17 protein-coding genes are annotated in these 26,117 nt (G+C 72.6%); 9 read left to right on the forward strand and 8 right to left on the reverse strand.

Features of this window, described 5'->3' with window-relative positions; translation table 11 throughout:
• Positions 1 to 284: 284 nt before the first annotated feature.
• The 3 genes from ACSMXW_RS27815 to eccE all read right to left on the reverse strand — a co-directional run bounded on the left by ACSMXW_RS27815 (position 285) and on the right by eccE (position 7,060).
• Positions 285 to 4,424: an SCO5717 family growth-regulating ATPase gene (locus ACSMXW_RS27815; RefSeq protein WP_485800257.1), complete on the reverse strand. Its 4,140-nt coding sequence runs from the start codon at positions 4,422 to 4,424 to the stop codon at positions 285 to 287.
• Positions 4,425 to 4,832: 408 nt separating this feature from the next.
• On the reverse strand, positions 4,833 to 5,690 hold the full coding sequence (locus tag ACSMXW_RS27820; protein ID WP_485800258.1) for a hypothetical protein: 858 nt from the start codon (positions 5,688 to 5,690) through the stop codon (positions 4,833 to 4,835).
• Positions 5,690 to 7,060: a type VII secretion protein EccE gene (gene eccE / locus ACSMXW_RS27825; protein WP_485800259.1), complete on the reverse strand. Its 1,371-nt coding sequence runs from the start codon at positions 7,058 to 7,060 to the stop codon at positions 5,690 to 5,692. Before eccE ends, ACSMXW_RS27820 begins: the two co-directional genes overlap by 1 nt.
• A gap of 182 nt (positions 7,061 to 7,242) precedes the next feature.
• On the opposite strand from eccE, the gene eccB reads away from it, so the two are divergent.
• The 7 genes from eccB (at position 7,243) to ACSMXW_RS27860 (ending at position 14,617) form a co-directional block, all read left to right on the forward strand.
• Positions 7,243 to 8,757 carry a type VII secretion protein EccB gene (gene eccB, locus ACSMXW_RS27830; RefSeq protein ID WP_485800260.1) on the forward strand — a complete coding sequence of 505 codons (1,515 nt, stop codon included), beginning with the start codon at positions 7,243 to 7,245 and terminating at the stop codon, positions 8,755 to 8,757.
• 10 nt (positions 8,758 to 8,767) lie between these two features.
• The gene (gene mycP / locus ACSMXW_RS27835) at positions 8,768 to 10,042 is read left to right on the forward strand and encodes a type VII secretion-associated serine protease mycosin (protein ID WP_485800261.1); all 1,275 of its coding nucleotides are present in this window, start codon (positions 8,768 to 8,770) and stop codon (positions 10,040 to 10,042) included.
• A 307-nt stretch (positions 10,043 to 10,349) separates the two neighbouring features.
• Positions 10,350 to 10,793, forward strand: coding sequence for a hypothetical protein (locus ACSMXW_RS27840; RefSeq protein WP_485800262.1), 444 nt, complete (start codon positions 10,350 to 10,352; stop codon positions 10,791 to 10,793).
• Positions 10,790 to 12,457, forward strand: a complete 1,668-nt coding sequence (locus ACSMXW_RS27845) for a WXG100 family type VII secretion target (RefSeq protein WP_485800263.1) — start codon at positions 10,790 to 10,792, stop codon at positions 12,455 to 12,457. Before ACSMXW_RS27840 ends, ACSMXW_RS27845 begins: the two co-directional genes overlap by 4 nt.
• Before the next feature lie 202 nt (positions 12,458 to 12,659).
• Positions 12,660 to 13,769 (forward strand): S8 family serine peptidase, encoded by a 1,110-nt coding sequence (locus ACSMXW_RS27850; RefSeq protein WP_485800264.1) that lies wholly within the window; start codon positions 12,660 to 12,662, stop codon positions 13,767 to 13,769.
• Between the two features lie 149 nt (positions 13,770 to 13,918).
• Complete coding sequence (locus tag ACSMXW_RS27855; protein ID WP_485800266.1) at positions 13,919 to 14,257, forward strand: WXG100 family type VII secretion target; 339 nt, start codon at positions 13,919 to 13,921, stop codon at positions 14,255 to 14,257.
• Between the two features lie 57 nt (positions 14,258 to 14,314).
• The gene (locus tag ACSMXW_RS27860; RefSeq protein ID WP_485800267.1) at positions 14,315 to 14,617 is read left to right on the forward strand and encodes a WXG100 family type VII secretion target; all 303 of its coding nucleotides are present in this window, start codon (positions 14,315 to 14,317) and stop codon (positions 14,615 to 14,617) included.
• A 180-nt stretch (positions 14,618 to 14,797) separates the two neighbouring features.
• Here the strand turns inward: ACSMXW_RS27860 and ACSMXW_RS27865 are convergent, their stop codons facing one another.
• The 5 genes from ACSMXW_RS27865 to eccCa all read right to left on the reverse strand — a co-directional run bounded on the left by ACSMXW_RS27865 (position 14,798) and on the right by eccCa (position 23,118).
• Positions 14,798 to 15,106: a DUF397 domain-containing protein gene (locus tag ACSMXW_RS27865; RefSeq protein WP_485800268.1), complete on the reverse strand. Its 309-nt coding sequence runs from the start codon at positions 15,104 to 15,106 to the stop codon at positions 14,798 to 14,800.
• Between the two features lie 177 nt (positions 15,107 to 15,283).
• Positions 15,284 to 16,039 (reverse strand): hypothetical protein, encoded by a 756-nt coding sequence (locus tag ACSMXW_RS27870; protein ID WP_485800270.1) that lies wholly within the window; start codon positions 16,037 to 16,039, stop codon positions 15,284 to 15,286.
• A gap of 5 nt (positions 16,040 to 16,044) precedes the next feature.
• Positions 16,045 to 18,306, reverse strand: coding sequence for a DUF6571 family protein (locus tag ACSMXW_RS27875; RefSeq protein WP_485800271.1), 2,262 nt, complete (start codon positions 18,304 to 18,306; stop codon positions 16,045 to 16,047).
• The gene (locus ACSMXW_RS27880; protein WP_485800275.1) at positions 18,306 to 18,755 is read right to left on the reverse strand and encodes a hypothetical protein; all 450 of its coding nucleotides are present in this window, start codon (positions 18,753 to 18,755) and stop codon (positions 18,306 to 18,308) included. The genes ACSMXW_RS27875 and ACSMXW_RS27880 overlap by 1 nt, the downstream gene beginning before the upstream one ends.
• Before the next feature lie 385 nt (positions 18,756 to 19,140).
• Positions 19,141 to 23,118, reverse strand: coding sequence for a type VII secretion protein EccCa (eccCa, locus tag ACSMXW_RS27885; RefSeq protein ID WP_485800277.1), 3,978 nt, complete (start codon positions 23,116 to 23,118; stop codon positions 19,141 to 19,143).
• 308 nt (positions 23,119 to 23,426) lie between these two features.
• Here eccCa and eccD point away from each other — a divergent pair, with 308 nt between their 5' ends.
• Positions 23,427 to 24,929 (forward strand): type VII secretion integral membrane protein EccD, encoded by a 1,503-nt coding sequence (eccD, locus tag ACSMXW_RS27890; protein ID WP_485808362.1) that lies wholly within the window; start codon positions 23,427 to 23,429, stop codon positions 24,927 to 24,929.
• A 588-nt stretch (positions 24,930 to 25,517) separates the two neighbouring features.
• Positions 25,518 to 25,805, forward strand: a complete 288-nt coding sequence (gene rpsO, locus ACSMXW_RS27895) for a 30S ribosomal protein S15 (RefSeq protein ID WP_485800278.1) — start codon at positions 25,518 to 25,520, stop codon at positions 25,803 to 25,805.
• The last annotated feature ends 312 nt before the right edge of the window (positions 25,806 to 26,117 follow it).

Consider the following 26,117-nt stretch of genomic DNA (forward strand, 5'->3'; position numbering starts at 1 on the left):
GGTTGACCCCACGTGGCCTGCGGAAATCACGAATTGGTCGGGACCTGTCGCCCATTGGTCAAGACCGGTGAAAACCGCCAGGCCAGGGAGTGGCGGCCGACCCACCCCCTGGTCCGGGCCATGAGGCGGTGCTGCTTACGGGTTTGTAGACAATCGGGCGGGGGCCGGCGGTTGCGGGATCCCGGGCGGCCGGTCCGCCGGGCGGGTGCACCCGAACGCGCCGGTGCCCCGGTCCACGCCGGGCGGGCGGCACGGACCGGGGCACCCGAAGTGCTCCTACCGGACTACTGTCCTCCCGCTCCGGGAGGCTGCTGGGTCCAGCGCTGCGGCACACCGGACCCCGACGCGCCCGGGCCGGGCGGCACCGGCTGCTGGGACATCCCGGCCTGGGGCGGCATGCCGGGCGGGGGCACCTCGGGGCCCGGGGGGCCGGGATGGGGCATCCCCGGTTGGGGAGCGCCCGGTTGGGGGGCCGCCGGGGGGTAGCCCTGCGGATACCCCTGCTGCTGCCAGCCCCCGGGCCCCTGCCCCTGAGCCTGCTGGCCCGGCAGCGGGGGCGCCACCTGCGGGGGCGGGTTCCCGTCCGACGTCCACAGGCCGTGGGCCTGCTGGTGCCGCACGAAGTCCTCCGCGACCATCGCGGCCAGGTTGAAGTACGCCTCGCGCACCTTGGGCCGCATCATGTCGAGGTCCACCTCGGCACCCGCCGCGAGGTGCTCGTCGAACGGGACGACGATGACGCCCCGGCAGCGCGTCTCGAAGTGGCTGACGATGTCCTCCACCTTGATCATCTTGCCGGTCTCGCGGACCCCGGAGATCACCGTGATCGAACGGGACACCAGATCGGCGTACCCGTGCGCCGAGAGCCAGTCGAGGGTCGTGGACGCGCTGCTCGCGCCGTCCACCGACGGCGTGGAGATGATGATGAGCTGGTCGGCGAGGTCCAGCACACCCCGCATCGCGCTGTACAGCAGACCGGTGCCCGAGTCGGTGAGGATGACCGGGTACTGCTGCCCGAGCACCTCTATGACGCGCCGGTAGTCCTCGTCGTTGAAGGTCGTCGAGACGGCCGGGTCGACGTCGTTCGCGATGATCTCCAGGCCGGACGGGGCCTGCGAGGTGAACCGCCGGATGTCCATGTACGACTGGAGGTACGGGATCGCCTGCACCAGGTCGCGGATGGTGGCCCCGGTCTCGCGCCGCACCCGGCGGCCGAGCGTGCCCGCGTCCGGGTTGGCGTCGATGGCGAGGATCTTGTCCTGCCGCTCGATGGCCAGCGTCGAGCCGAGGGCCGTGGTGGTGGTCGTCTTGCCGACCCCGCCCTTGAGGGAGATGACCGCGATCCGGTAGCACGACAGCACGGGAGTGCGGATCAGCTCCAGCTTCCGCAGCCGCTCGGCCTCCTCCTTCTTGCCGCCGAGCTTGAACCGCGACCCGCTCGCGGTGGGCCGCCCGCTCTTCGCCTTCTGCTTCTTGTTGTTGAGCAGCCGGTCCGACGACAGCTCCACCGCCGCGGTGTACCCGAGCGGGGCGCCCGGGTTGGTGGGCTGCCGTTGGTCGTGCTGCATCGCCTGCGGGTACGCGCCGGGTGCCGCGGGCATGCCGGGCTGCCCCGGGGCGCCGGGCTGTCCGGGCGCTCCGGGTTGTCCCGGGGCCTGCTGTGCGCCGTAGGGCTGGGGGCCGCCCGGGCCCTGGGGCGCGGCGGGGGCGCCGGGCGCCCCGGGGGCGCCCGGCGGGAAGGCGGCCGGCTGACCCGGCACCGGCTGCTGCTGCCCGGGGGCGCCGGGGCCCTGGGGCGGTACGGGGCCCTGGCCACCTGGGGCTTGCGGCTGCCCCGGCCCCTGGCTCTGGCCCTGGCCCGGGGGCTGGGGCGCCTGCGGCTGACCCGGGCCGGGGTGGGGCGCCTGGGGCGCCGGAGTCCTCGGGTCCGGCACACCGGGCGCGGGTGCCTGCGGGAAGCCGTAGCCGCCGGGCTGCCCGGGGGCGGGCGGGGGAGCCTGGCCGGTCCGGGGCGGGAAGCCGTAGCCGCCCTGCCCCCCGGGGGCGGGCGGGGCCGCGGGATTGCCCTGGGGCGGGAAGCCGTAACCGCCCTGGTGACCGGGGGTCGGCTGGGGCGCCCCGGGTGCTCCCGGGACCCCGGGTGCTCCCGGGACCCCGGGGGCCTGTCCCGCGCCCGGGGCGCCCTGCTGCGGGAACCCGTAGCCGCCGGGCTGCCCGGGAGCGGGTGCCGGCGGAGTGGGGGCGCCCTGCTGGGGGAAGCCGTAGCCGCCCTGCGGGCCGGGGGCCGGCGGCGCAGCGGGGTTGCTCTGTTGGGGGAAGCCGTAGCCACCCGGCTGTCCGGGGGTGGGCGGGGCGGGCGGTGCGCCGGGCGTGGGGTGGGGCCATGGGGGCGGCGCGGGCTGCTGTGCTCCCGGTCCCTGGGCGGGGAACGGGGCCCCGGCTCCCGGCTGCCCGGGCTGGCCCGCCGTCGGCTGCCCCGCTTGCCCGGGCTGCGGTGTGCCGGGAGCCGCCTGCTGGGGCTGGGGCTGGGGCTGGGGCTGTCCGGGCTGCTGCGGTGCGGCGGACCACTGGTCGGCGGCCGCCGGCGCGGCGAGTTCGAAGGACGGCGGCGGCGCGGGGAGCCCGCCCTGCTGTCCGGGGAGGGGCCCCCAGGGGCCGGGCTGGGGCTGCCCCGCGTCCGCGGGTCCGGCGGGGCCGCCCTGCCCGGCGCCCGGCGTGCCGCCTGTGCCTGCGGGCCCGTCTGCGCTCGCCGGGCCGCCCGTGCCCGCCGGGTCCATGCCCTGGACGCCGCGGTTTCCGGCCCCGTCCGCGGTGGTGCCGTCCGTGCCCGCGGTGCCGTCGGCCGAGGGCCCGACGGAGTCCGTCCCGGTGGCCGGGGCGCCGGCGGCATCCGTGGCGGCGTCGGCGGTGTCCGTCTCCGCGCGCGCGGCGTCGTCCGCGTCGGTGCCGGAGCCGGGCGCGGAGTCCTGCGGGCCGTCGTACTCGGCCGCCGCCGGGTCCGTGCCGTCGCCGTCCGAGCCGGCGGCACCCGCACCGGCGGCATCAGGCGTACCGGTGTCGTCCGCGGTGCCTGACCGGGCGTCGGCGTCGGCGGCGGCGTCATCCCTGCCGGACGACGCGCCGGAGTCCCGGTCGGTCCCGGATGTCGCGTCGGCGTCGTCGTCCGGGCCCGTGGACCAGGGGGAGCGGAGGCTGGGGAAGTCGTCGTCGGCCCCCGGGAACGGTTCGCCCGGCGATGTGGCGCTCCCGGAGACCGGGGTGCCCCCGGAGGGGGTGGCCGAGGTGCCCGTGCCGTGTTCGGAGCCCAGGCCTGTGCGGGGGTAGTCGGGGTCCGTCTCGGGCGGCCAGACGATCGCGGCGGCCCCCGAGTCCGTGGAGGCCGCGGAGCCCGTGGAGGCGGCGGGGTCCGTCCCGTCCGTTCCGTCCGTCCGGCCGTCCGTCGTGAGGCCGTCCGCGCGCGTGCCAGCGGTGCCGCCGGTCTCGTCCGCGCCGTCCGTTTCCGCACCGGAGCGGTCGTCGGCCCCGGCGGTGCTCCCCGCCTTGGCGGACGCGCTGTGCTGGGCGGCGAGTTGGGCCAGCTCCCGCTTGAGCGCGGCCGAGGAGATCCGCATCGTGGCGTTGCTCTCCAGGTCGCCGCTGTTCCCTGGGTCCCAGGAGGAGTCCCCGGCGGTGCCCTCCGGACCCGGCCCGCCGACGGCCCCCGCCGTACCGCCCGCGCCGGTTCCGGAACCGTGCCCGGAACCAGAGGAGTCCGTACCGTACGGCGTCCCGCCGGGCGGGCTCGGCGGGCTGTAGGCCGCGCCCGTGCCGTTCCCCGCGGCCGGCGTCGAGCCGTACCCCGAACCGTAGGAGCCGCCCGGGCCCGCGCCGTAGGCGTCCTGCGCGCCGGCCGAACCCTGACCCGCGGAGTCGCCCCACGGACCCCCGGCAGCGCCGGAACCCGTACCCGAGCCGGACCCGTACCCCCCGCCCGGAGCGGAACCGGAAGCAGAACCGGAATCAAAGCCCGGACCACTGCCCGCACTCGCCCCCGGCCCATGGCCCGAGCCGGGCGCCGGGTAGCCGTAGCCGCCCTGAGCGGCGCCGGGAGCGGCCGCGCCCTGGCCGGGTGTCTCGCCCTGCGTCCCCCAGCGCGGCTCGAAGCCACTGCCCTCCGGGAGCCGCGGCACGTCCACCGGTTCGCCGGTGGGCGCCGGGGGAGGGGCCGAGCCGACCGGAGGTATGGGGGAGACCTGCGGCGGTGTGGGCGACCCCGGAGCCGGCGACGCGTCCTGCGAGCTGGGCGACGCGTTCTGCGTGTACCAGGCGGGCGGGGCGTAGTCGATGGTGAACTCTCCCGTCGCCTCGAAGGCGGACTCGGCGTCGGACTGGTCATCGTCGGGTGACTCCCAGCCCCCGCGGATACCGTCCCGATCGCTGCTCACAATTCCTCCTGGTGTGGTCGAGCACCCTCGTACCGTTCTGGGGCGACCGTCTCCGCCGACCTCAACTGCCGTGTACCGACGGCACCAGCTGTCCGCGTCCTCAAAGCCGTGTGCACCTGTCCGCGGCCCTGGAGCCGTTCCGGCCGCGGTCGTCCGACACCGTGCCGGGCCGTGTGGCCCGTACGGCACTCCCCCTGGGACACCCTCGCCGACCCGCTCACGGACCGCCCGGTCCACGGGTGCGGCGATCGTGCCCCGGACCCAGCCTAATCACCACGACGGCCCCTGGGGCAGGCCCGTCGGCGGACCCGTCGAGGGGGTACGGCGCCTCGCCTCGCCCGAATGCGCCCGGACGCTTCCCCACGCGCCCGGGAAACACCCCCAAACCGCCGACGGCGGGTGAAATCCCTACGCCCGGTCCATCCGCCGCGGCATACCCAACAATCCGGTCTCGGCGTCGGTGGCCTGGGTCATCACGTACTGCCGGTCCCGGCCGGCACACCAAAGGGTGACGCCGTCGGCGAGCGTCGGCAGCGACTCCACGTCCGCGCCGGGCAGCGCCAGCAGCCGGCCGAGCTTGCTGGACTCGTCGGGCGACAGCCGCTGCACGCCGACCAGCCGCGTCTGCCGCATCAACCGGGGCGCCACCGGGCTCAGATACGGCAGCAGCGTCAGCACCGACTGCCAGGGCCCGGACACCACCCGGCCGCGCGGCGGCTGCATCCCGCAGTCCCGCAGCACCAGCACCGGGCTGCCCGCCGACGGGCCGAGCGGCGGCACCCTACCGACGTCGTGCAGGGTGATGATCTGCTGCGCGCCGCCCGCCGTGTGCGCCAGCGCCGCCCAGTCACCGGCCCGGCCGGTCTCGACGGCGACCCGCGCACCCGTCGCCGCGGCCCGCAGCGCCAGCACCTGAGCGGTCCACAGGCCGCCGATCAGCAGGATGTCGTAGGGCGTCGGGCGGTGCAGGCCGAGCACCGCGGGGCGGGACTGCGCGTCCACCCCTATCACCACACCGTCGTCGCCGACGGGCAGCGCCAGTGTGTCCACGTCCGCCGCGGAGACCGCGTGACGGCCGTTCCGCGGGCCCATCAGGCCGAAACCGGCGCGCATCCGGGCGCGGAACCCGGCCTCGGAGGCGGCCGGCCGGCCCTGCGCCGCCGCTCCCAGCGGCTCCTGCCCCCAGGGCCCCGGCTGACCCGCCGGGGTGGTGGTCACCGGCGCGCCCCTGCCGCCGTGCGCCGTTGGGGGAGTCGTCATGGCCATCAGCGGGTGCCTCCCAGCGGCATGGTGGCGAGCACGCCGGGGAGCTGCTCGCGGTCGAGCCGGACCAGGGCCGTCCTGGTGTGCCGGGCGGCCTGCTGCAGGCGGCGGCGGGCGGCGACGAGCTCGGTGTCGCCCCGGCCCGTGACGCGCACGAAGCCACGCACCGTCATCTCCTGGTGCTCACCGCGGCCCAGGGTGAGGCTGAAGGTGGTGGCCAGCGCGGGTATCGCCGTGATCAGGGCGACGAGCTGCGGGAGCGACCCGCCGGAGCCGCCCAGCTGCGGCCAGCGGCGCACCCAGTACGTGGTGTGCCTGCGGTTGTCGCAGCGCCAGGTGCGGCTGGTCTCCTCGGTCCTGCGCTGCGGCGCCTCGGCCCGGCCGGCCTGCGCCGTCACCATCGGGTTGGCGCACGCGGAGGTGGCGATCGCCGCGGCCAGCTCCTCCTCCGTGAGGAGCGTGGCGCGGAAGCCGGCGCCGGTCAGGCGGCTCGCGAGCTGGTCGGCCGAGCGCACCACGCACTTCTGCGCACCGGTGAGCCCGCCGCCGCGCGCGGCCACCGCCTCCGGGCACAGCTCCGGGTCCAGCTTCAGCGCGATCCAGGTGATCCGGACGGCGGGCGCGCCCGTCTGCGCCTGGAGCGGCGCGTAGTTGCTGACCGCCACGGACTCCTGGGGCAGGTGCAGCGCGGGTGCCGGCTGGGTGTGCAGCACGACCTGGGCCGACTCCAGGTGGATGTCGTCCACGTCCATGGCCTCGCGCACCAGCTTCAGGGGCAGCGGGCGCCGGTCGCGCTCGTTGCGCAGCGCGGTGGCGTCGGACTCGACCTGGAGGACGGCCGTCAGGAACGTCCCGTCGCCGACCATGCCGACCGGGCGGCGGTCCTTGCCGCCGTACGCATACGTGCGCAGCGCGGGGTCGCACTCCACCGCGGGCGCGAAGCCGGGCTCGGTGCCGGGCGGTATGGCCGTGCTCTTCGCCCGGCGCTTCCGGGCGCGCAACCCGCGCGCGGTGGTGAGCCATTCGGGCAGCGAGCGGCCGCGGCGGCGCGCCACCGCGAGCAGCACCAGGAGCGCGGCGACGACGACACCGGGCACCAGCAGCAGCGTGTCCGCCACCCAGGCGCCCAGCAGCACGGCCGCCGCCAGCTCGATCAGCACGAGCTGCTGCAGCCGGAAGGAGATGAACTGCCCCGAGCGGCTGGTGAGCCGGAAGGCGACGGGGGCCTGGGCGGCGGGCACCGGGGACGCGGCGGCGGCCCGTGGCCCACGGCCGGGCCCCGAGCGCTGCGCCGCGGACCGGCTCCTCGACCGCGGCCGAGCCGGCGTAGCGGAAGTCACTGCTTCAAACCCCCGAATTCCGTCCGTTTCCATCCGAACGCTCCTGCGGGCAGGCCGCTTTCGGATCCCGCACCCTACCCGCCTGACACGAGCGGTCCCTCACCAGGCATAGTAGGGGCCCGGTCCGACAATAGAGGCGGGGACGGGACGGCAGCCTCCCCACGCCGTACGGGAGTCGGGCGCCGCATGGGAGCAAGGGGGAGCGGCAGACACTCATGGCATCACGACGGGACGAACTCAACGCCTACACCTTCGCGAAGCGGCGCATGCTGGCGGCCTTCGTGCAGCCCTCGGCCACGGGTTCCGAGGAGGGCGCGCCCCGGCCGCTGCGGGCCCTGGTGCCCAGCGTGATCATCGCGGTGGTGATCCTGGCCGCCTTCGGCGCCTGGGGCATGCTCAAGCCGACCGCACCCCAGGGCTGGGACACCCCGGGCGAGAAGGTGATCATCGCCAGCAAGTCCACGACCCGCTACGTCGTCCTGAAGACCAAGAACAAGGCGCAGTTGCACCCCGTGCTGAACATGGCCTCCGCCAAGCTGCTGCTCGACCCCGACAAGGGCCAGGTCGTCAACGTCGACGAGTCCGTCCTCGACAGCGGCAAGGTCCCGCACGGCGTCACCATCGGCATCCCCTACGCCCCCGACCGCCTGCCGGATCCCGCCGAGGCGGGCGCGGCGAAGCGCTGGGCCGTCTGCCAGCGCCCCGGGGACGGAGGCGCCGTCCAGAAGGCCGCGTTCGTCTTCGCCAAGCGCGAGGAGAAGCGCATGGACGGCGCCGCGCGGCTGCGCGGCGGTGACCTCCTGTACGTGCAGGGGCCCGACAAGACCCGCTACGTGGTGGACCACGGCGGCATGGCCTACCCGCTCGACGTCGACCAGAACCTGGTCGGCGCCGTCGTCTCCAGCGGAAACCAGCCGCAGAAGGTGTCCCAGGAGTGGCTGAACACCCTCCACAGGGGCGACCGGATCGCGTTCCCCACCATCGACGGCATCGGGAACGCGGCCGGCGTGGCCGGCACCCTCAGCTCCCAGGCCGACAAGGTCGGCACCATCCTCCAGGCGCTGGACGGCGGAGTGCTGCGCTACTACGTCGTCCTGTCCGGCCGGGTGGAGCCGGTCTCCGACTTCATGGCGAACCTGCTCCTCCAGGACCCTGATCTCTCCCAGGTCATGACGACCGGTCAGGCGATCAAGGTCAACCGCGGCTCCTTCACACCGAGCGGCACCGAGTTCGGCGGCGACCGCACGTGGCCGGAGCACAAGCCGCACGTGGTCAACACCCCGAGCACGCAGAAGGGCGCCCACAACACCGTCTGCAACGTGCTGCGCTCGGTCGCGGGGAACGGCTCCACCACCCTCAGCATCTGGGCGGGCACCGCCTTCCCCGCCACCCTCGCCACCGGGTCGAGCAGCGCCTACGTCACCCCCGGCTCCGGCCAGCTCTACCGCCAGTTCCAGAACACCGAGACCAAGGCCGGCGGCGTCTTCCTGGTCACCGACACCGGGCTGCGCTACGCCCTGCAGGGCAACGGCGACAGCGCCACGGACGACTGCGGCATCGGCGACACCGGCAAGAAGAACGGGCAGCAGCCGCCGCCGGAGAAGGACTCCCAGACCCGCCTGGGCTACGGGGACGTCACCCCGGCGCCGGTCCCGGCCGCGTGGTCGGAGTTCCTGCCGACCGGCCCCCGGCTGTCGAAGGCGGCGGCCTGCCAGCCGCAGGGTTCGTGAGGCGGCACCGATGACCCACGCACGCTCTCGCCGGCCGGCGCCCGGGCGCCCCGGCCGGCCGCGCACCGTGGCGGCCGCCCTGCTGGCCACCGCCACGGCCGCGGGCCTGCTCGCCGCCGCCGGTGCCCCGGCCGCGGCCGACTCCGGCGAATGCACGTTCCCGAACCCCAAGTACCCGGGCAAGCCCTGGTCGCTGCAGCGCGTGAACCTGGACGAGCTGTGGCAGCAGTCCACCGGCAAGGGCATCAGGGTCGCCGTCATCGACACCGGCGTGGACGTGAAGAACCCGCAGCTCACCCACGCCGTGGACGTGGGCTCCGGGCACAACTTCCTGCCGAAGAAGGACGCCAGGGGCGAGACCATCGGCGACCGTGGCAACGAGCAGGGCACCACGGACACCGTCGGCCACGGCACGAAGGTCGCAGGCATCATCGCCGCCCGCCCCCTCAAGGGCACCGGCTTCGTGGGCCTGGCCCCGGGGGCGACGATCATCCCCATCAAGCAGAACGACGCCCAGGGCAACGGCAACACCGACACCCTGACGAAGGCCATCGACTACGCGGTCCAGGAGAAGGCCGACGTCATCAACATCTCCCAGGACACCTCGGACGCCGTCGCCCCCGGCGACAGGCTGCGGCAGGCCGTGGAGAACGCCATCGACGCCGGCGTGGTCGTGGTGGCCTCCGCCGGCAACGACGGCCTCGGCGGCAACGTCAAGAAGACCTATCCGGCCTCGTACCCGGGCGTCCTCGCGGTGGCCGCCTCGGACCGCAACAACGAGCGTGCGCAGTTCTCCCAGTCCAGCTACCAGGTGGGCGTCGCCGCGCCGGGCGTCGACATGATCTCCACGGTTCCCAAGGGCGGGCACTGCTCCGACGACGGCACCAGCTTCTCCGCCCCCTATGTGGCCGCCGTCGCCGCGCTCATCAAGGCCAAACACAAGGACTGGACCCCGCGGGAGATCGTCGCCCAGATCGAGCAGACCGCGGAACGCTCCTTCAACGGCCGTGACAGCCACGTCGGCTGGGGCGTGGTCGACCCGGTGCGCGCCCTCACCGAGGACGACCACAAGGTGGAGAAGCCGGTCCCCCACGAGGGCCTCGTCCGCGCCGAGGCCCCCACTCCCGCCCCGCTCCACCTGGGCGAGACACAGGCCGAGCGGAACGCCCGCCTGGGCACCTACGTCATGGTCGGCGCCGCGGTCCTGGTGGCGGGCCTCGCCGGCACGGGCGTCGCGACACGGGACGCCCGGCGGCGCAGGCGCAGGATCCGGGGCGGGGGATGAGCCGGGAAAAGGGGCGAGTGACCGACGGGACCGGTGTTTCCCGCCAGCCCGGGTGCCGGTGTCAGAGGGGCCGGGTAGTGTTGCTCGCGCGCTGATTCGAGAGGGGCGGGGGAAATCGGGGGAATTAGGGGGATGATCCGCCCCGGTGGTGGTGGAGTCGTAACTGACCTAGTACACAGATCAGTTGGCCCGGTTCTGCCTGTTGACTAAAGTAATAAAAGCGCGGTTAGTAGCGGCTTCGCCAGCCCGGCCCGGTGGGACCCCGGCCGGGCCGGCTCTGGGGAACACAACGGGGAGGGAAGGTCCAGTGCTTCCTGCGGATGCGGGCGGTGGCGCCGACCTGAAGCGCGGCGCAGAGGCGTTGAAGATCTTCAAGCGGCGCGTGGACAAGCTGCTCAGTGAGTTCGAGGGTTCGGCGGGCAGTTCCGGCAAGGTCGGTGCCCAGCGGATCTCCCGCGCCTCACTGAGCGGGCAGGGGGCGTTCGGCGAGGCGGACGACCTCTTCCACCAGTACAACCGCGTACACGAAGAGCTCACCACGCTCTCCAAGTCGCTCGGCCATCAGATCGAGGCCATGGGCATCGCCGTGCACGGCGCGGACATCGGTTTCGACAACCTCGACGAGGACCTGCGGCGCAGGTTCCACGCGCTGCAGGCGCAGATCCGCGAGGACAACAAGCCGCCGCAGGAGCACACCGAGAAGCCGCAGGGCCACAGTGACGACAAGCATTCCGGAACGGGGTACTCATGACCCACGGAAAGCACACGCAGGACGTCCAGCGCGCCCAGACCGAAGTCAGCGTCACGGACGTGGGCACCAAGGCCATGGAGCTGTTCGCGCCCTTCCTGGGGCACGGCAACTTCGGCCGCTCCGACTTCGAGGGCCACGAGCTCAACGCCATGATCGAGCTCGTCGAGAACACCAACCCCGCCGACCTGGAGAACGCCGGCCAGGCACTCTGGGACGCCCGCGACGCCATCAGGGACGCCGCGAACGAACTCGGCCAGCACATCGGCAACGTCGACTGGCACGGCGAGGCGGGCACCAACTTCCGTGACTGGGGCGGCAACCTCGTCACGCACACACACGCCCTCGCCGACTACGCCGACGCAGCCGGCCTGCAGATCACCGCGGCGGGCTCCGGCCTCCGCTCGGTCCGCAGCTCCATGCCGCCGAAGGACACCCGGCCGCACAAGAAGAGGGTCGAGGACATCCCTGCGCCCAAGCGGGTCAAGGGGAACCCCGAGTACGACGAGGCAGTCCAGGTCGAGGGCCACCGCCAGGAGGCCATCAACCAGATGAACCGGCTGGCGTCGTTCTACACGGTCTCCAGCGGGGCGCTGGCGCAGCAGAAGCCGCCTCGGTTCGAGATGATGCCTGATGTGGGGGTGCCCGCGCCCCATGGCGGATCTGCTGAGCACTCGCCAGGTGGGGGGCGCAGTGGCACTCTCGAACGCTCCGGCCGAGTCGACGCCCAGACGCACCGATCGACGGGCCACGTGTCCGGAGACATCGAGCAGCGGCTGTCGACGCACGGCATCATCACCGACCAGCACCACCGGCCCGAGGTGAGCACGCAGATCGACACCGTGGGCACCCCGCTGCCCACCATGCCTCCGCCCGACGGCCCGCCGCCGACGCACACCGTGCCGAACGGCCCCACGCAGCCGTCGCCGCTGCCGATCGCCAACGGCACCGTGAACCAGAACCCGGCGAACGGCCCGGTGAAGGCGCTCGGCAACAGCCGGCCCTCCCAGGTGCAGGCCCGCGGTTCCGTCCGGGACGCCACGGGAGCCGGCAGGAACACCACGAGCGCCGGACGCGCGGCCAACACCATGGGCCGCGGCGCGATGAACCAGGCACATGCCGTCGGCCGCACCAGCTCGACCGGCCGTATGCCGATGGGCCGGGGCGGCGTGACCGGTGGCACCCCGCGCCAGGTGAACCAGGCCAAGTCGTCGAGCGCCGGAGCCGTCCGCAAGGGCGGGGTGGTCGGAGGCAGGCCCACCAGCCAGACGCCCGGCTCGACGTCCCGTGTTCCCAAGGGCACCGTCATCGGCGGGCAGAAGGAGACGCCCGGCCGCACCCAGGGCACCGGCGGCAAGGTCGGCCAGCGCGGTGTGATCGGAGCACCGAATCCGCAGGGCGGCAAGCCGGGGTCCATGCGGCGGGCGCCGGGTGCCCCCGAGGGCGTCGTCGGAGCGCCCAAGGAGCGGACGAAGGGCCCCAAGGGCGAGCGGGCGGGATTCACCTCCGGAGGCTCAGGCCTGGTCCGTGGCAAGGGGGACCAGGAGCAGCATCCCGGGCAGCACGGCAAGGACCCCAAGGGACACCAGCACCAGCACGGCGTCGACGGCGCGGAACCTCCTGCGCCCCAGCACCGCCCACCTCACGCACCACCCGAGACCGAGTAGGCCTTTTCTCACGAGGACGTGCACAGGCATGAAGCCAGGAACCGACCGCCGCGCCAGCTCCACCGCGCGGAGTCACGGCCGCAGACGACGAGGCGCGGGCTTGGTGGCCGCGACGCTTGGGGTCTGGGGTGTTGCTCTGACGGGTCTTGCCCCCGCGGCAGCCGCTGACGACGTCCAGTCGCAGCAGTGGTACCTGGATGCCATGAGCGCTGACCAGCTGTGGAAGGTCAGCACGGGCAAGGGCATCACCGTCGCGGTGATCGACACCGGCGTCTCCGAGACTCCCTCGCTCCAGGGAAAGTTGCTGCCAGGCACGGACGTGACAGGAACGCCGGGGGGTGCACACGATGACTATGAAGGCCACGGAACGACAATGGCCGAACTCATCGCGGGCTCAGGGAAGGGCGGCGGACTCAAGGGCCTGGCACCGGACGCCAGGATCGACCCTGTTCGGACAACCCTGAAGTCGTTGTCATCGAAACGCGGAGGAGACAGCGACAAAGCAATCAGGGCTGCGGCGGACAGCGATGCCCAGGTCATCAACATGTCCTTCGGCGTGGACATTCCTACGCTTAAGGAAGAGGAAGCGGTCAAGTACGCGATCAAAAAAGGCAAACTGCTCTTCGCCGCAATGGGCAACGAAGGCAACAAGAAGCTGTACTACCCCGCCGGCTACGACGGCGTCGTAGGCGTCTCCGCTGCCGACGAGAACGGCACCGTCACCAAGTTCTCCCAGCACGGTGTCAAGGTCGACCTCGCCTCCCCCGGCGCCCACGTCCCCGCCTGGTGCGACAAGACCCTGAAGAAGTACTGCCCGAGCGAGGGCACCAGCCAGGCCTCCGCCATCGCCTCCGCCTCCGCCGCGCTCGTCTGGTCGGCACACCCGACCTGGACCGCCGACCAGGTGCTCCGCGTCCTGATCGACACCGCCGGACGTGACTGGCCGAAGGACAAGCCGAGCACCTACCTCGGGTACGGTCTGATCCGGCCGGCCCGGAACCTCCTGCACCACGAGGGCAACCCCGGCCCGGCCGACATCGACCCCATCACGGGCGCGAAGACCCCGGGAGTCGCCGCCGGCTCCGGAACCTCCGCGGCCGGATCGGCGTCCCAGAAACCGGACGACACATCCTCGGACGGCAAGGCATCATCGCAGGGCGCGGACACGTCGGGGGGAGAGACGTCCGCGGCCGCCGCCCAGGACGACTCCGACGGCAGCGGCCAGCTGTGGACCATCGTCGGCGTGGTCGCCGCGGTGGTCGTGGTCGGCGGCGCGGTCTTCGCCTTCGTCAGGAAGCGGCGCACCGCCTGAGACGCGATCGAGAGCGACATCCACAATTCGGCTGCTGGTCGGCGATGCCGGACTGTGCCCCTCGAAGCCCGAGCAGACGGGCGTAGAGGTACCCGACAACTGAAGACCGCAGTGAAGACAGAGACAGGTTCAGGAAGGGAAGCCCAGTCATGGCAGACGGCCAGAAGGTATCGGATCAAGAACTGATCAAGCTCGAGCAGCACATCGTCGAGAAGTACGACTCGATCAAGGATCAGGTCAAGCGGCTGCAGGGCACCATCGACCAGCTGGAAGCGCACTGGGTGGGCCTCGGCGCCAATGCCTTCGGCAGCAAGCAGTCGGAGATCAACACCAGCCTCGTCCACATGGGTAAGACGCTGGCGAAGTTCCTGGACGCCATGAACGCCACTCGGAAGATCAAGAACGACTCCGAGGAGAAGATCATCGCGGACGCCAAGCAGATCGACCCGGGCCTGGGTAACCAGACGTCGGCCCTCAGCAGCTACTGACCGGCGCTCACCGCGCCCGCCCGCACGCAGCAGATTTCACCAAGGAGATGGGTAACCATGGCGAACCCGCATTACGACGAACTCGCAGTGAAGTACGGCGGCCTCGACGCGATGGCCACCGAGCTGGGCAACCAGGCCAAGCGGCTGGAGACCGACCTTGAGGACATCAAGGCGGCCGTGGCCCGCGCCGCCACCGGGTGGGACGGCGAGGCCCACCGCACCTACACCGAGGTGCAGCGGGCGTGGGACAAGGACGCCAAGGTCATCCACGAGGCGCTGATGAACATCACGCGCCTGGTGCACAACGCCGGCGGTGACTACCGCGGCGGTGACCTGAAGGCCGCCAGCTACTTCAACTGAGCGGTACACGCGGTACGCGGTACGCGGCACGACAGCGGGGTGGGCACGCGCGGGAGGTGCCCACCCCCGCCTTTTCGCGCCACCCTGCCACGCCCGTCCGTACCTCCCGGTGCCACCGGGTGGCTGCCGGGCGGCGGCCGGGCCGGTGGTGTGTGTCACGGGGCCGGCCGCCGTGGGCGGTCACTCCGCCGGAAGGCCGCCGTTGTGCGGCGCCGGCTCCAGGTCGAACTCGCCGTCCCGAGCGCCGAGGACGAACGCCCGCCACTCCGCCTCCGTGTACCGCAGGACGGTGTCGGGGTCGACGGACGAGCGCATGGCCACGGCGCCGCCGGGCAGGTAGGCGATCTCGACGCGCTCCTCGTGCTCCTCGGTGCCCGGTGCGCCGTGCCACTCGACACCGGAGATGTCGAGCGCGTAGAGCTCCTCCTTCTCGCGCTCCTTGCGCGCCTTGGTCTCAGCGTCCAGCTCCGTGTCCTGAGCGTCGGCCATCGGGCGGTCCCTTCACGAGGTGCGGATGTGCTGCGCGGCCAGCGTACGCGGGCCCCGAGGACCCTGCGGCCGCTGCCATGACAACGACGCGGCCGACGGTATTGTCACACCCCGGTGACGCGCCTCGCACACTGCGCACACCTTGCGCGCCGCGCGGCTACGGCCGCACCGACGCGGCTATGGCCGCACCGACTCGCCGTCCGGCACCGTCGCCGGCAGATGAGCCTCGTCCGCGCAGCCGAGCCGCTCCGCCAGCTGGCGCGCGAAGGAGTTGAGGACGGTCATCCTGTCCTTGCTGGTACTGGTGGAGTCGCCCTTCAGCTGGCCCGCCGTGCTGTACATCAGCGTGTCCACATAGCGGCTCCTTTGACCGCCGGAGCCCTTGGTGGTGCACGGGAAGTACAGCGTGGTGGAGTTCTTGTCGCTCGTGGCGGCGTAGGCGCCCAGGGGGTAGAACGTGAGGTCCCTACCCGGCGACAGCTTCTCGACCTCGGACCGCGTCGGATGGTCATCCGCGGCCTTGAAGTCCAGCTGGACGAACGGGGCGCCACTGGTGTCGCCCGGCAGGTAGACGCTGCACTTGATGTGATGCCCTGTGCCGTTCAGCTGGGCCGAGGCGTCGCTCAGCGAGAACCGCTCACCCTTCCCGCCGGGTTCCTCGAAGGTGTCGGTGCCTCCGAGTCGCTTCAGGGCCGCCACGGCCGGCTGGTCCATGGTGCCGTCGCAGATTCGGGTCGCGGGGGCCCCCGAGGCCTTCGGGGACCCGCCCTCGTCGCCCTGCCCGTTGTCCGAGCAGGCGGACACGCCCGCCAGGGCCGTCGCCGCGGCGGCGGCCCACAGCACCCCGCCGAGCAGCCGGGGCCGGTATCCCCTGGGAGCCCGGTGGTCACGGCGGCCCCGGCCGAGGCCCTCGGAGAAGTGGAAGTTTCGCACGGTCCTCAGTCCTTGTACGGGGGGCGTCCGCGGTACCTGTCCTCGTTGGGGCCGGTGCCGTAGTACTTGTCGTTGAGGTCGCCCACGACATTGTCGAAGTCGCCCTGCTTCTCGTGGCCCCTGAAGTAGTAGTCGTAGTCGTCACCGATGGCGCCGGCACCCGCCGTGAAGAACTTCTGGCTGGTCATCTGGGCCTTGGCGGTCGGATCCTGCTCGGCCTTGTCCGCCGCGTTGTCGATACCCTGGCCGATGAACTCCTCCACCGCGCTGCCGGCCGTCTCCGTGGCGAGCGGGATGATCGCGACACCCGCCCCCTCCGCGCCGGGAATGGCGGCCACACCCGCGCCGATGGTCACGCCGACGCCCCACTTGATCCAGTCCGTGGACCTGCCCAGGGACTTGTTGGCGTCGTCCGCGTCCGCGCCGTAGTCGGCCGCCGCCTGCTGGACGCGGGAGTGGTCCAGCACGCCGCGGGTCTGCGCCTCCATGCTCAGCGCGTCCTTGGCCCGGTCGTAGTGCTCCTGGTCCGTGGGCGGATTCTGCTGGAGCAGGCTGAGCGTGTAGAGATGCTGGGCACCGGACGTGATCTTGTGCGACTCCTCGTTCTGGCCGAGGACGCTCAGGAAATTGATGGCGCCGTCATTGCCGAAGTCCGCCCGGCCCGGGTACCTGGCGGGGAAGTTGTCGGCATCCCTGCCGTGGTCGCCGATGCCGGACATGCTGTAGTCGATGTCGTCGATGTAGGCCGACGCCATCTTGCCGAGGCTGTCCGCCAGCTCCGGGTGCTCGTGCAGCATCTTCGGGCCGTTCTCGCCCCCGTAGAGGTAGGCGACCTGCTCCATCACGCCCGCCGTGGCGGCGCTGCGGTGGTCGACGAAGGCGCCCGGGCCGGGCGGCTTGGCGTCATACGCGTAGCCGGTCGTGGCCGACTCCAGAGCATGGCCCAGGGCGTCCTGGCCGGCCATGTAGCCGTGCTTGGTCTGGGGCTGGTCCGACCACCAATGGCGTTCCTCGGTGAGGTACTTGAAGTGGTCGTTGAGCTCGGAGTCCTGGTCGACCGTGCCTTTGACGCCGTCCGGCTGGGCGAAGAACTGCGTGGATGCCTCCGGGTTGTGCCCGAGCGCCTCCAGGAAGCCCGTCATCGGGTCCCGGCCGCGGTCGCCCTTGCCGTAGAAGTTGAGGTCCGACTGGTCGAAGTTGTTTATCCAGAAGTTCGGATCCTCGCTGTTGTGGTCCTTGTCGTAGGCGACGAGCTTGTCGCCGTAGTCGTTGAGGAACTGGTCGTCGTAGTCCCCGAACCGCATCAGGGCGCTCATCACTTGGAAGCCCTTGGGGAAGCCGTCCTCGTCGTCCCCCATGCCCTGCGGGCCGAGGTCCACCATCTGCTTCTCCCACGCGTCCATGGCGGGGCTGTCGGAGAGCGTGGCGGTGCCGAGCGTGATTCCGAGGCTCTTCTGGAGCGCCTTGGCGAGCTTGTCCCGCTCGGGGTCGTAGGTCGGCTGCTGAGGGTCGGCGAGGTCCGTCCAGAACTGCAGGGTCTTCTTCGGGCCGACGTCGGTGGCGAGCGTCTCGGCGAAGAGCGGGTCCTTGCCGTACTTGGCGAGGTTGTCGTTGAGCTCCTTGAGCTCGGCGTCGCTCAGGTCCTTCGGGTCCTTCTTCATCAGAGCGGCCATATCCTCGGCCGCCTTGATGGCCTTGGCCGCGGAGTCACGGTCCGAGTAGTCGGCGTCCGAGAACCCGTACTTCGCCTGGTCGACGATGAGCCGCAGGGCCTTCGCGGCGGAGGTGTCGCTGTCGGTGGCGTTCTTGAGGATCCGCTGGACCTCGTCGCGGAGGTCGTTGACGTCCTGCTCGCTGTGCTCGGGGACCTTGGTGCCCTCGGCGGCCCGGTCGGGGTGGATGTTCATGGTCACGGTGAAGCCGCCGTTACCGGTGTCCACCACGGTGAGGTTCTTCTTCAGGCCGCGGTCGATGGCCTCGTTGAGCTGCTTCCGGTAGCCGGTGAGCTCGTCGTAGGTGTCCTTGAGGATGTTGTGGACGGTGTTCGCCTGGGTGTGGGCGTCACCGAACTCTCCGGCGGTCTTGTCGATGAAGCCGCGGGATACCTGGGAGTTCACACCGGCCCAGTTCGCCTTGTCGGCCTTGCCCTTCAGGTTGTGCTGGGCGTCGCGGGCCAGGGTCTCGAGCTTCTTGGCCATCTCCTCCCAGTCGGTGATGGCGTCGCCGAGCTTGGAGAAGTTGCCGAAGCGGAGCGCGTCGAGGTCCATCAGCTGCCCTTCCGCTCGTCGAAGCCCTTGTCGAGCGTCGAGATGCTGCTCAGGGTGCCTGCGATGTACACCTCGTCGCCCGCGTGCGCCTTCTTCGTGAAGTCCATGTGGTTGGAGATGTGCGCGCAGGCGTCCAGCAGGCTCTGGCACTGGTCGATCCAGTGCTCCGCGACGTGGTCGAGCGCGCCGCCGATCGCGAAGCCCTCCTTCTCCAGGCCGCCCGCGGCACTCATCGAGGAGAGCCGGGCGTGGTCGCTGTACTTGTTGAAGTCGTTGTACAGCTTGTAGGCGGCGTCACCGACCGCGGCCAGATCCTTCTGGCTGACCTTGAGGTCGCCCGGGGCGGACGAGGTGCTGCCTCCGTCCACCGGTACGGAGTTCAGCTCCATCCGCGCGGACTGCCGGCCGGCGGCCTCCGCTTTGAGCTGCTCCCACTCGTCCCATGCCATCCGGCAACCCCTTCCCCGTCATGCGGCGTACGACCGCGCACCGGTGCCTCCCCCGGCACCCGCCACCCTCCGCGTACACCCGCCCTGTGGCGCGAATTCTATGTGTGATCGGGCCGAAGTCCGATCCGCGGGGGCAGGCGTCAACCTACCAATGCGGCGCCCGCAGGGGGGCGTTTGGCCCGTGGCCGGGCGGTCGCCGTCTGTGAGGGTTTGACGGGGGAGTTGTGGTCACCCCGGACGGGCGGAGGCCGAAACACTTCGGTGCGGGTGCGGGTGCGGGTGCGGGTGCGGGTGCGGGCGCCCGCCACGCCCACTCCGGTCCAGCCCGCCCGGCACGCAGCGGCCGGGGCGGGTGCCGGGCGGGGCGGAGGAGAGGCGGAAGGGGTCAGTGGATGTCGGGCATCAGGGCCGTCTGGACCAGGGGCCTGCCCCGTCGGCGCGAGATGAAGACGCCGCGGCCCGTGGGCATCGGGCGCGGGCGGACGCCCGCCATCAGGTCGCCCTCCCCGGGGTCGCCGGAGAGGATGAGCCCCTGGGCGCCGAGCTCCGTCATCCGCTGGATGAACGGCTCGTACGTGGCCCGCCCCGCCCCCGCGGAGCTGCGGGCGATGACGAAGCGGACGCCGACGTCCCGGGCGAACGGCAGCATCTCGGTGAGGTCGGCCAGCGGGTTGCCGCTGGACGTGGAGACCAGGTCGTAGTCGTCGACCACCACGAACACCGTCGGCCCCCGCCACCAGCTCCGCTCCCGCAACTGCTGCGCGGTGACGTCGGCGGTGGGCGTGCGCCGGCGCATCAGGTCCGCCAGCGCCTCCACGTGGTGGCCCATGGCGTTCGACATCGGCACGTACTCCGCGAGGTGCGTGCGGGGCGTGACGTCCAGCAGCGCGCGGCGGTTGTCGACGACGAAGAACTTGCAGACGTCGCCGGAGTACCGCTCCGTGAGCTGCTTGATGAGCAGCCGCAGCAGGTTCGACTTGCCCGACTCGCTCTCGCCGTAGACGAGCAGGAACGGGTCCTGCTCGAAGTCCACGAAGACCGGCTCCAGATTGTTCTCGTCCAGCGCGAACGCCACGCCGCGCTCGGGGTGCACATGCCCCGCGGGCAGTTGGGCCGCGGGGAACTCGCGCGGCAGCAGCCGCACCTGAGGCGCGCCGGGGACCGTCCAGTGCCGGGAGACCTCACTGGCCAGCGAGGCCGTGGCCTCCGACAGCTCCGTGTCGGAGCTGAGGCCGTCGATGCGCGGCACCGCGGCCATGAAGTGCGCCTTCTGCGGGGTCTGGCCACGGCCGGGCACACCGGCCGGCACGTTCGCGGCGACCTTCCGGTCGAACTCCGAGTCCATCGGGTCGCCGAGCCTCAGCTCAAGGCGGTTCATCAGCTGGTCCTTGAGGTTGGACCGCACCTCCATCGACCTGGACGCGGCCAGCACCAGGTGAATGCCGTAGCCGAGGCCCCGGGCCGCGATGTCCAGGGCGTACTCCTCCAGGGCCTCGTAGTCGGAGCGGAAGTTGCCCCAGCCGTCGATGACCAGGAAGACGTCGCCCCAGGGCTGGTCCGTCACCGAGATCTCGCCCCGGGCGCGCCGCGTCCGGTACTCCGCCATGGAGCTGATGCCCCGCGCGCGGAAGTACTCCTCGCGCCGGCTCATCACCCCGTACACCTCGGAGACGGTGCGCCGCACCTTCTCCGGATCGAGCCGGGACGCCACACCGCCGACGTGCGGCAGCCCGGCGACGGCGACCATGCCGCCGCCACCGAAGTCCAGGCCGTAGAACTGCACCTCGTGCGGGGTGTGGGTGAGCGCGAACGACGCCACCAGGGTGCGCAGCAGAGTGGACTTGCCGGACTGCGGGCCGCCGATGATCTGCATATGGCCGGCGGCGCCGGAGAAGTCGCACCACAGCGGGTCGCGCCGCTGCTCGTACGGCTTGTCGACGAGGCCCACCGGGACGACGAGGCGCCCCGCACCCTCGTAACCGGGCTGGGTCAGGCCCCGGCCCTGCACCGGCGCGAGACCGGGCAGCAGCGCGTCCAGCGGCGGCGGGCTGTCCAGCGGCGGCAGCCACACCTGGTGCGCCGCCGGGCCCTGCGCCTCGAGACGGCGCACGATCACATCGAGGACCGTGTCGGCGAGCGCGCTGTCCTCGGCCCGCCCGGCCTCCGCACTGCCCTGCGCCGCCCGTTCCCCGGGGTCGGCGTAGTGCACCGGCACCGGCGCGGCCGTGAACAGCACCGGCCGCCGTTCGACCGGTACGGGACCGCCGAGCGCGGCCTGCTGCGCACCGGAGCGGTACACCCCGGAGACGTACGCCGCCTTGAACCGCACCATCTCGTCCGTGCCGAACTTCAGGTAACCCGAGCCGGGCACGTTCGGCAGGTGGTAGGCGTCCGGGACACCGAGCGCCGCGCGGGACTCCGCGGCGGAGAACGTCCGCAGACCCACCCGGTACGACAGATAGGTCTCCAGGCCGCGCAGCCGGCCCTCCTCCAGGCGCTGCGACGCCAGCAGCAGGTGCACGCCCAGCGACCGGCCGATGCGGCCGATCTGCACGAACATCTCGATGAAGTCGGGCTTGGCGGTCAGCAGCTCGCTGAACTCGTCGATGACGAGGACCAGCGACGGGATCGGCTGGAGCGGCGCACCCGCGGCGCGCGCCTTCTCGTAGTCGTGGATGTTGGCGTAGTTGCCGGCGTCCCGCAGCATCTCCTGGCGGCGGTTGAGCTCACCGCGGATGGAGTCGCCCATCCGGTCCACCAGCGTCAGGTCGTCGGCCAGGTTGGTGATCACCGCGGCGACGTGCGGCATCTGCGCCATGCCCGCGAACGTCGCACCGCCCTTGAAGTCCGCGAGCACGAAGTTCAGCGTCTCCGACGAGTGGGTGACCGCGAGCCCCAGCACCAGGGTGCGCAGCAGCTCCGACTTGCCGGACCCGGTCGCGCCCACGCACAGCCCGTGCGGGCCCATGCCCTCCTGCGCGGCCTCCTTCAGGTCCAGCATCACGGGGCGGCCGTCCTCGCCGACGCCGATGGGCACCCGCAGCCGTTCGGCGAGCGCCCGCGGCCGCCAGGTCCGCTTGGTGTCCACCGACGCGGCGTCACCCAGCCCCAGCAGGTCGGTGAACTCCAGGTTGGCCAGCAGCGGCTCGTCGTCCTCGCCGCCGGAGGCCACCCGCAGCGGCGCGAGCTGCCGGGCCAGCGCCTCCGCGGCCTCGTACGACAGCAGGTCGGGCGTGCCCTCGTAGACGAGGCCGTCCTCCGACTCCAGGTGGACCGTGCGCGGGTGCACCACCACGGAAAGACCGCCGCGCGCACCGGACAGCTCGCCGGCCACCACCTCCACGACCGTCACGCCCTGCAGCCCCTCCGGGCTCGCCAGCGTGGAGACCGGCAGCAGCGAGACGCCGTCCAGGATGACGACGATGTGCGGCTCCTCCGGCAGCGGGGCGCCCGCGGGGTGGAAGCGGGGCCGGCCCTGCAGGCGGGCGGCGAGCAGCTCCTCCAGCTCCATGGTGTCGCCGGTGATCAGGCGCCGGCTGCCGGCGCCGTCCGGCGCGCCCGGGATCTGGCAGTGCGGCAGCCACTTCGCCCACTCCCAGTGCGCGGCCCCGTCCCGGCCCGCCGCCACCGCGATCACCAGGTCCTCCGGCGAGTGCAGCGACGCCAGCGACGCCGCCACCGCCCGGGCGGTGGCCCGCGCGCAGTCCGGGTCACCGCTGATGGTCAGGTGGTAGAAGGCGCGCAGCGACACCGCCATGGGCAGCTCGTCCAGGGTGCTGTGCAGTGCGAGGAAGCGCTGCATGGCGTGCGCGGTGAGGGGTTCCAGCTGCTCCACCGGCGCAGTCTGCGGGGCGAGCAGGGGCGAGGCCAGCGTCTGCGGGCCGAGCCCGATGCGCACCTGCGCGAAGTCGTCGTCGCCGGGGCGGCGCTCCCACACCCGGCTGCCCTCGGCGACCAGCGCCCACAGCTGTTCGGGGGAGGGGTGCAGATAGTACTGGGCGTCCCGCTGCGCCCGTGCCGTGTCACGGACGGTGTGCCGGGTCTGCGAGAGGTACAGCAGGTAGTCGCGGCGCATGTTCGCCAACTCGCCCTGGGTGCCCCGGCGGTAGCGGATCAGCATGGAGATCGACATCGCCAGCGTGGACGCCACCATCACCGCGCCCATGACCTTCATGAACGGCTGCGTGGTCGGCATGAAGTAGAAGACGACGGAGCCACCCATGCCCAGCATGGGCAGCAACTGCATGAGCGCGCCCTCCTGCTGGCCCCGCGGCAGTTCGGGCGGGGATTGCAGCTCGATCTCCTCCGTCGGCACCTCCGACGGCAGAACCCGTGGCGGCCGCTTGACGATGATCTGGCTCACTGCTCGTCCATTCCTGCGGATTCTTAGGTCCGCGTCCCCCGAGACGTGTTCTGACGGACGCCGATGCGCCGTGCGATCCTACTGACATATGAGCGGGGAAGCGGACGGTAGGGTGTCGCCCGCACGCCCGCGCTGGGCGCCAACGGCCAATGGGGGCTGGGCCGATGCCACGGCCCCGGCCGGCCGCCCGCACCGGGCCGCGGCAGGCGGGGGCCGGGAGCGAGGGGCCCAGTGCAGGCCGGACAGGCGGTCCTCGACCTGTGAGGGCCCAAGGACCCGTGACCCGTGAGGGGGAGTAGCAGGTGAGCATGGTGTCCTCGACGGCGGGTGCCGGAACCGGCGGCCCTGGGCCGGCAGCGCAGGCCGGCGTCAGATCGGAGCTCGGCTTCTGCCGCGTCACCATCGTCGCCCCCGACAGCCGCGTCGACGTCGCGCTGCCCGACGACGTACCCGTCGCCGACCTCTACCCCGAGGTGCTGCGCCTGTCCGCGCAGAGCCCCGCAGAGGGCGCGCCCGTCGGCTACCACCTGGTGCGCCGCGACGGCACCGTCCTGGACAGCGCCCGCACCTTCGCCGCGCAGGGCGTCCTCGACGGCGAGCTGCTGAGCATGCGCCCCTTCGCCGAGTCGCTGCCGCCCGCCGTCTACGACGACGTCTCCGACGCGGTCGCCTCCGCGGTGTCCCGCGACAGCACCCTGTGGAACGAGTCGCTCACCCGCGGCGCCGGCCTGGTCGCCGGCGGCGTCCTGCCGGCCCTGCTCGCCTTCGTCCTGTGGACCTCCCGGCCGACGCACGACATGCACGGCCTCTCCGGCATCCTCGCCACCGTCGCCGGCGTCCTGCTGGTCACGCTCGCCGCCGTGCGCGCCCGGGTCTACGACGACCGGGGCTCCGCCGTCGCGCTCGGCCTCGGCGCGCTGCCCAACGTGGCGGTGGCCGGGTCCGGGCTGCTGGCGCTCGGCGCGCACGAGGGGATCGGCCGGCTGCAGTTCCTGCTGGCGTGCGCGGCGGTGCTGGTCGCCGCGGTGGTCCTCACCGTCCTCTCGCCCGGCGGCGACAGCCCCTTCGTGGCGTTCGTCTTCGCCTCCGCCGTCGGCGTGCTCACGGTCTTCATCGCCAGCCTCACCGACATCGCCCCGATCGAGACCGCCGCGGTGTGCGCGCCGGTCGCCGTGGGCGCGCTGGCCTTCCTGCCCGGTCTCTCCATGCGGTTCGCCCGGCTGCCGATCGGCTTCGAGTCCCCGCACGCCACGCCCGCCGGCGCCGCCGACCCCGGTCCGCAGGAGCCGGTCGACGCCGAGCGCATCGCAGCCCAGGCGCGCCGCGGCCATGAGCTGCTGGTCGGCCTGGTCGGCGGCTGCGCGCTGGTGGCCGTGGGCGCCGCGGCGGTGCTCGGCTTCGCCGACAACGTCTGGGGCCAGCTCCTCGCCTGCGCCACCGGCATCGCGATGATCATGCGGGCGCGGCTGTTCCGCTACACCGCACAGGTGGTGGCCGCCCTCGCCGCCGGCCTCGGCGCACTGCTGCTGCTCGGTCTCGGGCTCTGCCTCAACCCCCCGCAGACCCTGATCCGGCACGCGCTGGCCGGTGACAGCACGGGCCTCGACATCCGCGCCCTGTGGCTCGCCGCCGTGATCGCCGCGGCCACCGCGCTGACCACCGCCATCGGCCTGATCATCCCGAACAAGGGCGTCAGCCCCTTCTGGGGACGCTTCCTGGAGATCGCGGAGGGCTTCGTCCTGCTGACGCTGGTGCCGCTGACGCTCGCCGTCTTCGACGTCTACGCCTCGGCGCGCGCGATGACGAGCTGAGCCGACGCTCCGAGACGCCCGAGGAGCGGCGCGACGCGCGCGACCACGACGGGGCCTGCGCGGCACCGCGCCCGAGCCCTGGGCACCGCGCCCGAGCCCTGGGCACCGCGCCCGAGCCCTGGGCACCGCGCCCGAGCCCGGGGCACCGCGCCCGAGCCCGGGGCGCCGCGCCGGAGCCCGCGCTTCTGGCGGCCGAAGAGGTCGCGGGCACGCAAGGGCCCGTCAAGGGGCCGCGGGGACTGCGCGAGCGACCACGGCGAGGCCCGCAGCGGACCCCTGCCGGAGCCCCGGACGCCCGTCCTGGCGCCCACGGACCGCCGCCGCGATCGCACACGGGAGCCGCCGCCCGGGGAACGGCCGCCCCCACCTCTCCGGCCGGGCACAACCGGTGACCGACCGCCTGCACACCACTGGTAGGCTGTCATCGGCCGTTTGTGTACGCGCCCCCGGATCCCGTGCATGGCGGGGCCTGGAGGCGGCGCCCAGCGGATCCCCGCCTCCCGAGTCACGGAAGCTCCCCTGAGACCAAGACCAGGGGCACTCGGTGGCCGTCGTGAAGACGAACCAAGACCCGAACGAGGAGTACGCGTGTCGCTCGACACCGCCACGAAGAAGCAGATCATGACCGAGTTCGCCACCAAGGAGGGTGACACCGGCTCCCCGGAGGTCCAGGTCGCCCTGCTCTCGCGCCGTATCTCGGACCTCACCGAGCACCTCAAGACCCACAAGCACGACCACCACTCCCGCCGTGGCCTGCTGATCCTGGTCGGTCAGCGCCGCCGCCTGCTCCAGTACCTCGCCAAGAAGGACATCCAGCGGTTCCGTACGCTGGTCGAGCGCCTGGGCATCCGCCGCGGCGCCGCGGGCGCGAGGTAGCACGCCGTACAGGGAGCGGTTCCCGCCACTGGGAGCCGCTCCCTTTCGCATAGCCGTGCCCATGCCACGCCCGTGCCGCGCCGGCCGCCCGCGGCGGGTTCCCGCACCGCGGTACCGGGGCGCGAGCACGGGCGCGCCGGCCATGGACATGGCGCACTTCCCATGCCGTACCCCACCCCGGGGCCGGCCTGATTCCCCGGCCACGGCCCGGAATCCGGCCACGGCGGCCCGGATTTCCGCCCGGTCACAGCCGGGATTTCCGCCCGGTGACGGCGCGGATTTCCGCCCGGTCACGGCCGGGATTCCGACCGC

The organism is Streptomyces sp. DSM 116793 (assembly GCF_057320905.1).

Bases quoted from the DNA above. Each gene is read 5' to 3' on its own strand.
- ACSMXW_RS27820 (WP_485800258.1), bottom strand. From the start codon at position 5,690: ATGGCCATGACGACTCCCCCAACGGCGCACGGCGGCAGGGGCGCGCCG.
- eccE (WP_485800259.1), bottom strand. From the start codon at position 7,060: ATGGAAACGGACGGAATTCGGGGGTTTGAAGCAGTGACTTCCGCTACG.
- eccB (WP_485800260.1), top strand. From the start codon at position 7,243: ATGGCATCACGACGGGACGAACTCAACGCCTACACCTTCGCGAAGCGG.
- mycP (WP_485800261.1), top strand. From the start codon at position 8,768: ATGACCCACGCACGCTCTCGCCGGCCGGCGCCCGGGCGCCCCGGCCGG.
- ACSMXW_RS27845 (WP_485800263.1), top strand. From the start codon at position 10,790: ATGACCCACGGAAAGCACACGCAGGACGTCCAGCGCGCCCAGACCGAA.
- ACSMXW_RS27850 (WP_485800264.1), top strand. From the start codon at position 12,660: ATGAGCGCTGACCAGCTGTGGAAGGTCAGCACGGGCAAGGGCATCACC.
- ACSMXW_RS27855 (WP_485800266.1), top strand. From the start codon at position 13,919: ATGGCAGACGGCCAGAAGGTATCGGATCAAGAACTGATCAAGCTCGAG.
- ACSMXW_RS27860 (WP_485800267.1), top strand. From the start codon at position 14,315: ATGGCGAACCCGCATTACGACGAACTCGCAGTGAAGTACGGCGGCCTC.
- ACSMXW_RS27865 (WP_485800268.1), bottom strand. From the start codon at position 15,106: ATGGCCGACGCTCAGGACACGGAGCTGGACGCTGAGACCAAGGCGCGC.
- ACSMXW_RS27875 (WP_485800271.1), bottom strand. From the start codon at position 18,306: ATGGACCTCGACGCGCTCCGCTTCGGCAACTTCTCCAAGCTCGGCGAC.
- ACSMXW_RS27880 (WP_485800275.1), bottom strand. From the start codon at position 18,755: ATGGCATGGGACGAGTGGGAGCAGCTCAAAGCGGAGGCCGCCGGCCGG.
- eccD (WP_485808362.1), top strand. From the start codon at position 23,427: ATGGTGTCCTCGACGGCGGGTGCCGGAACCGGCGGCCCTGGGCCGGCA.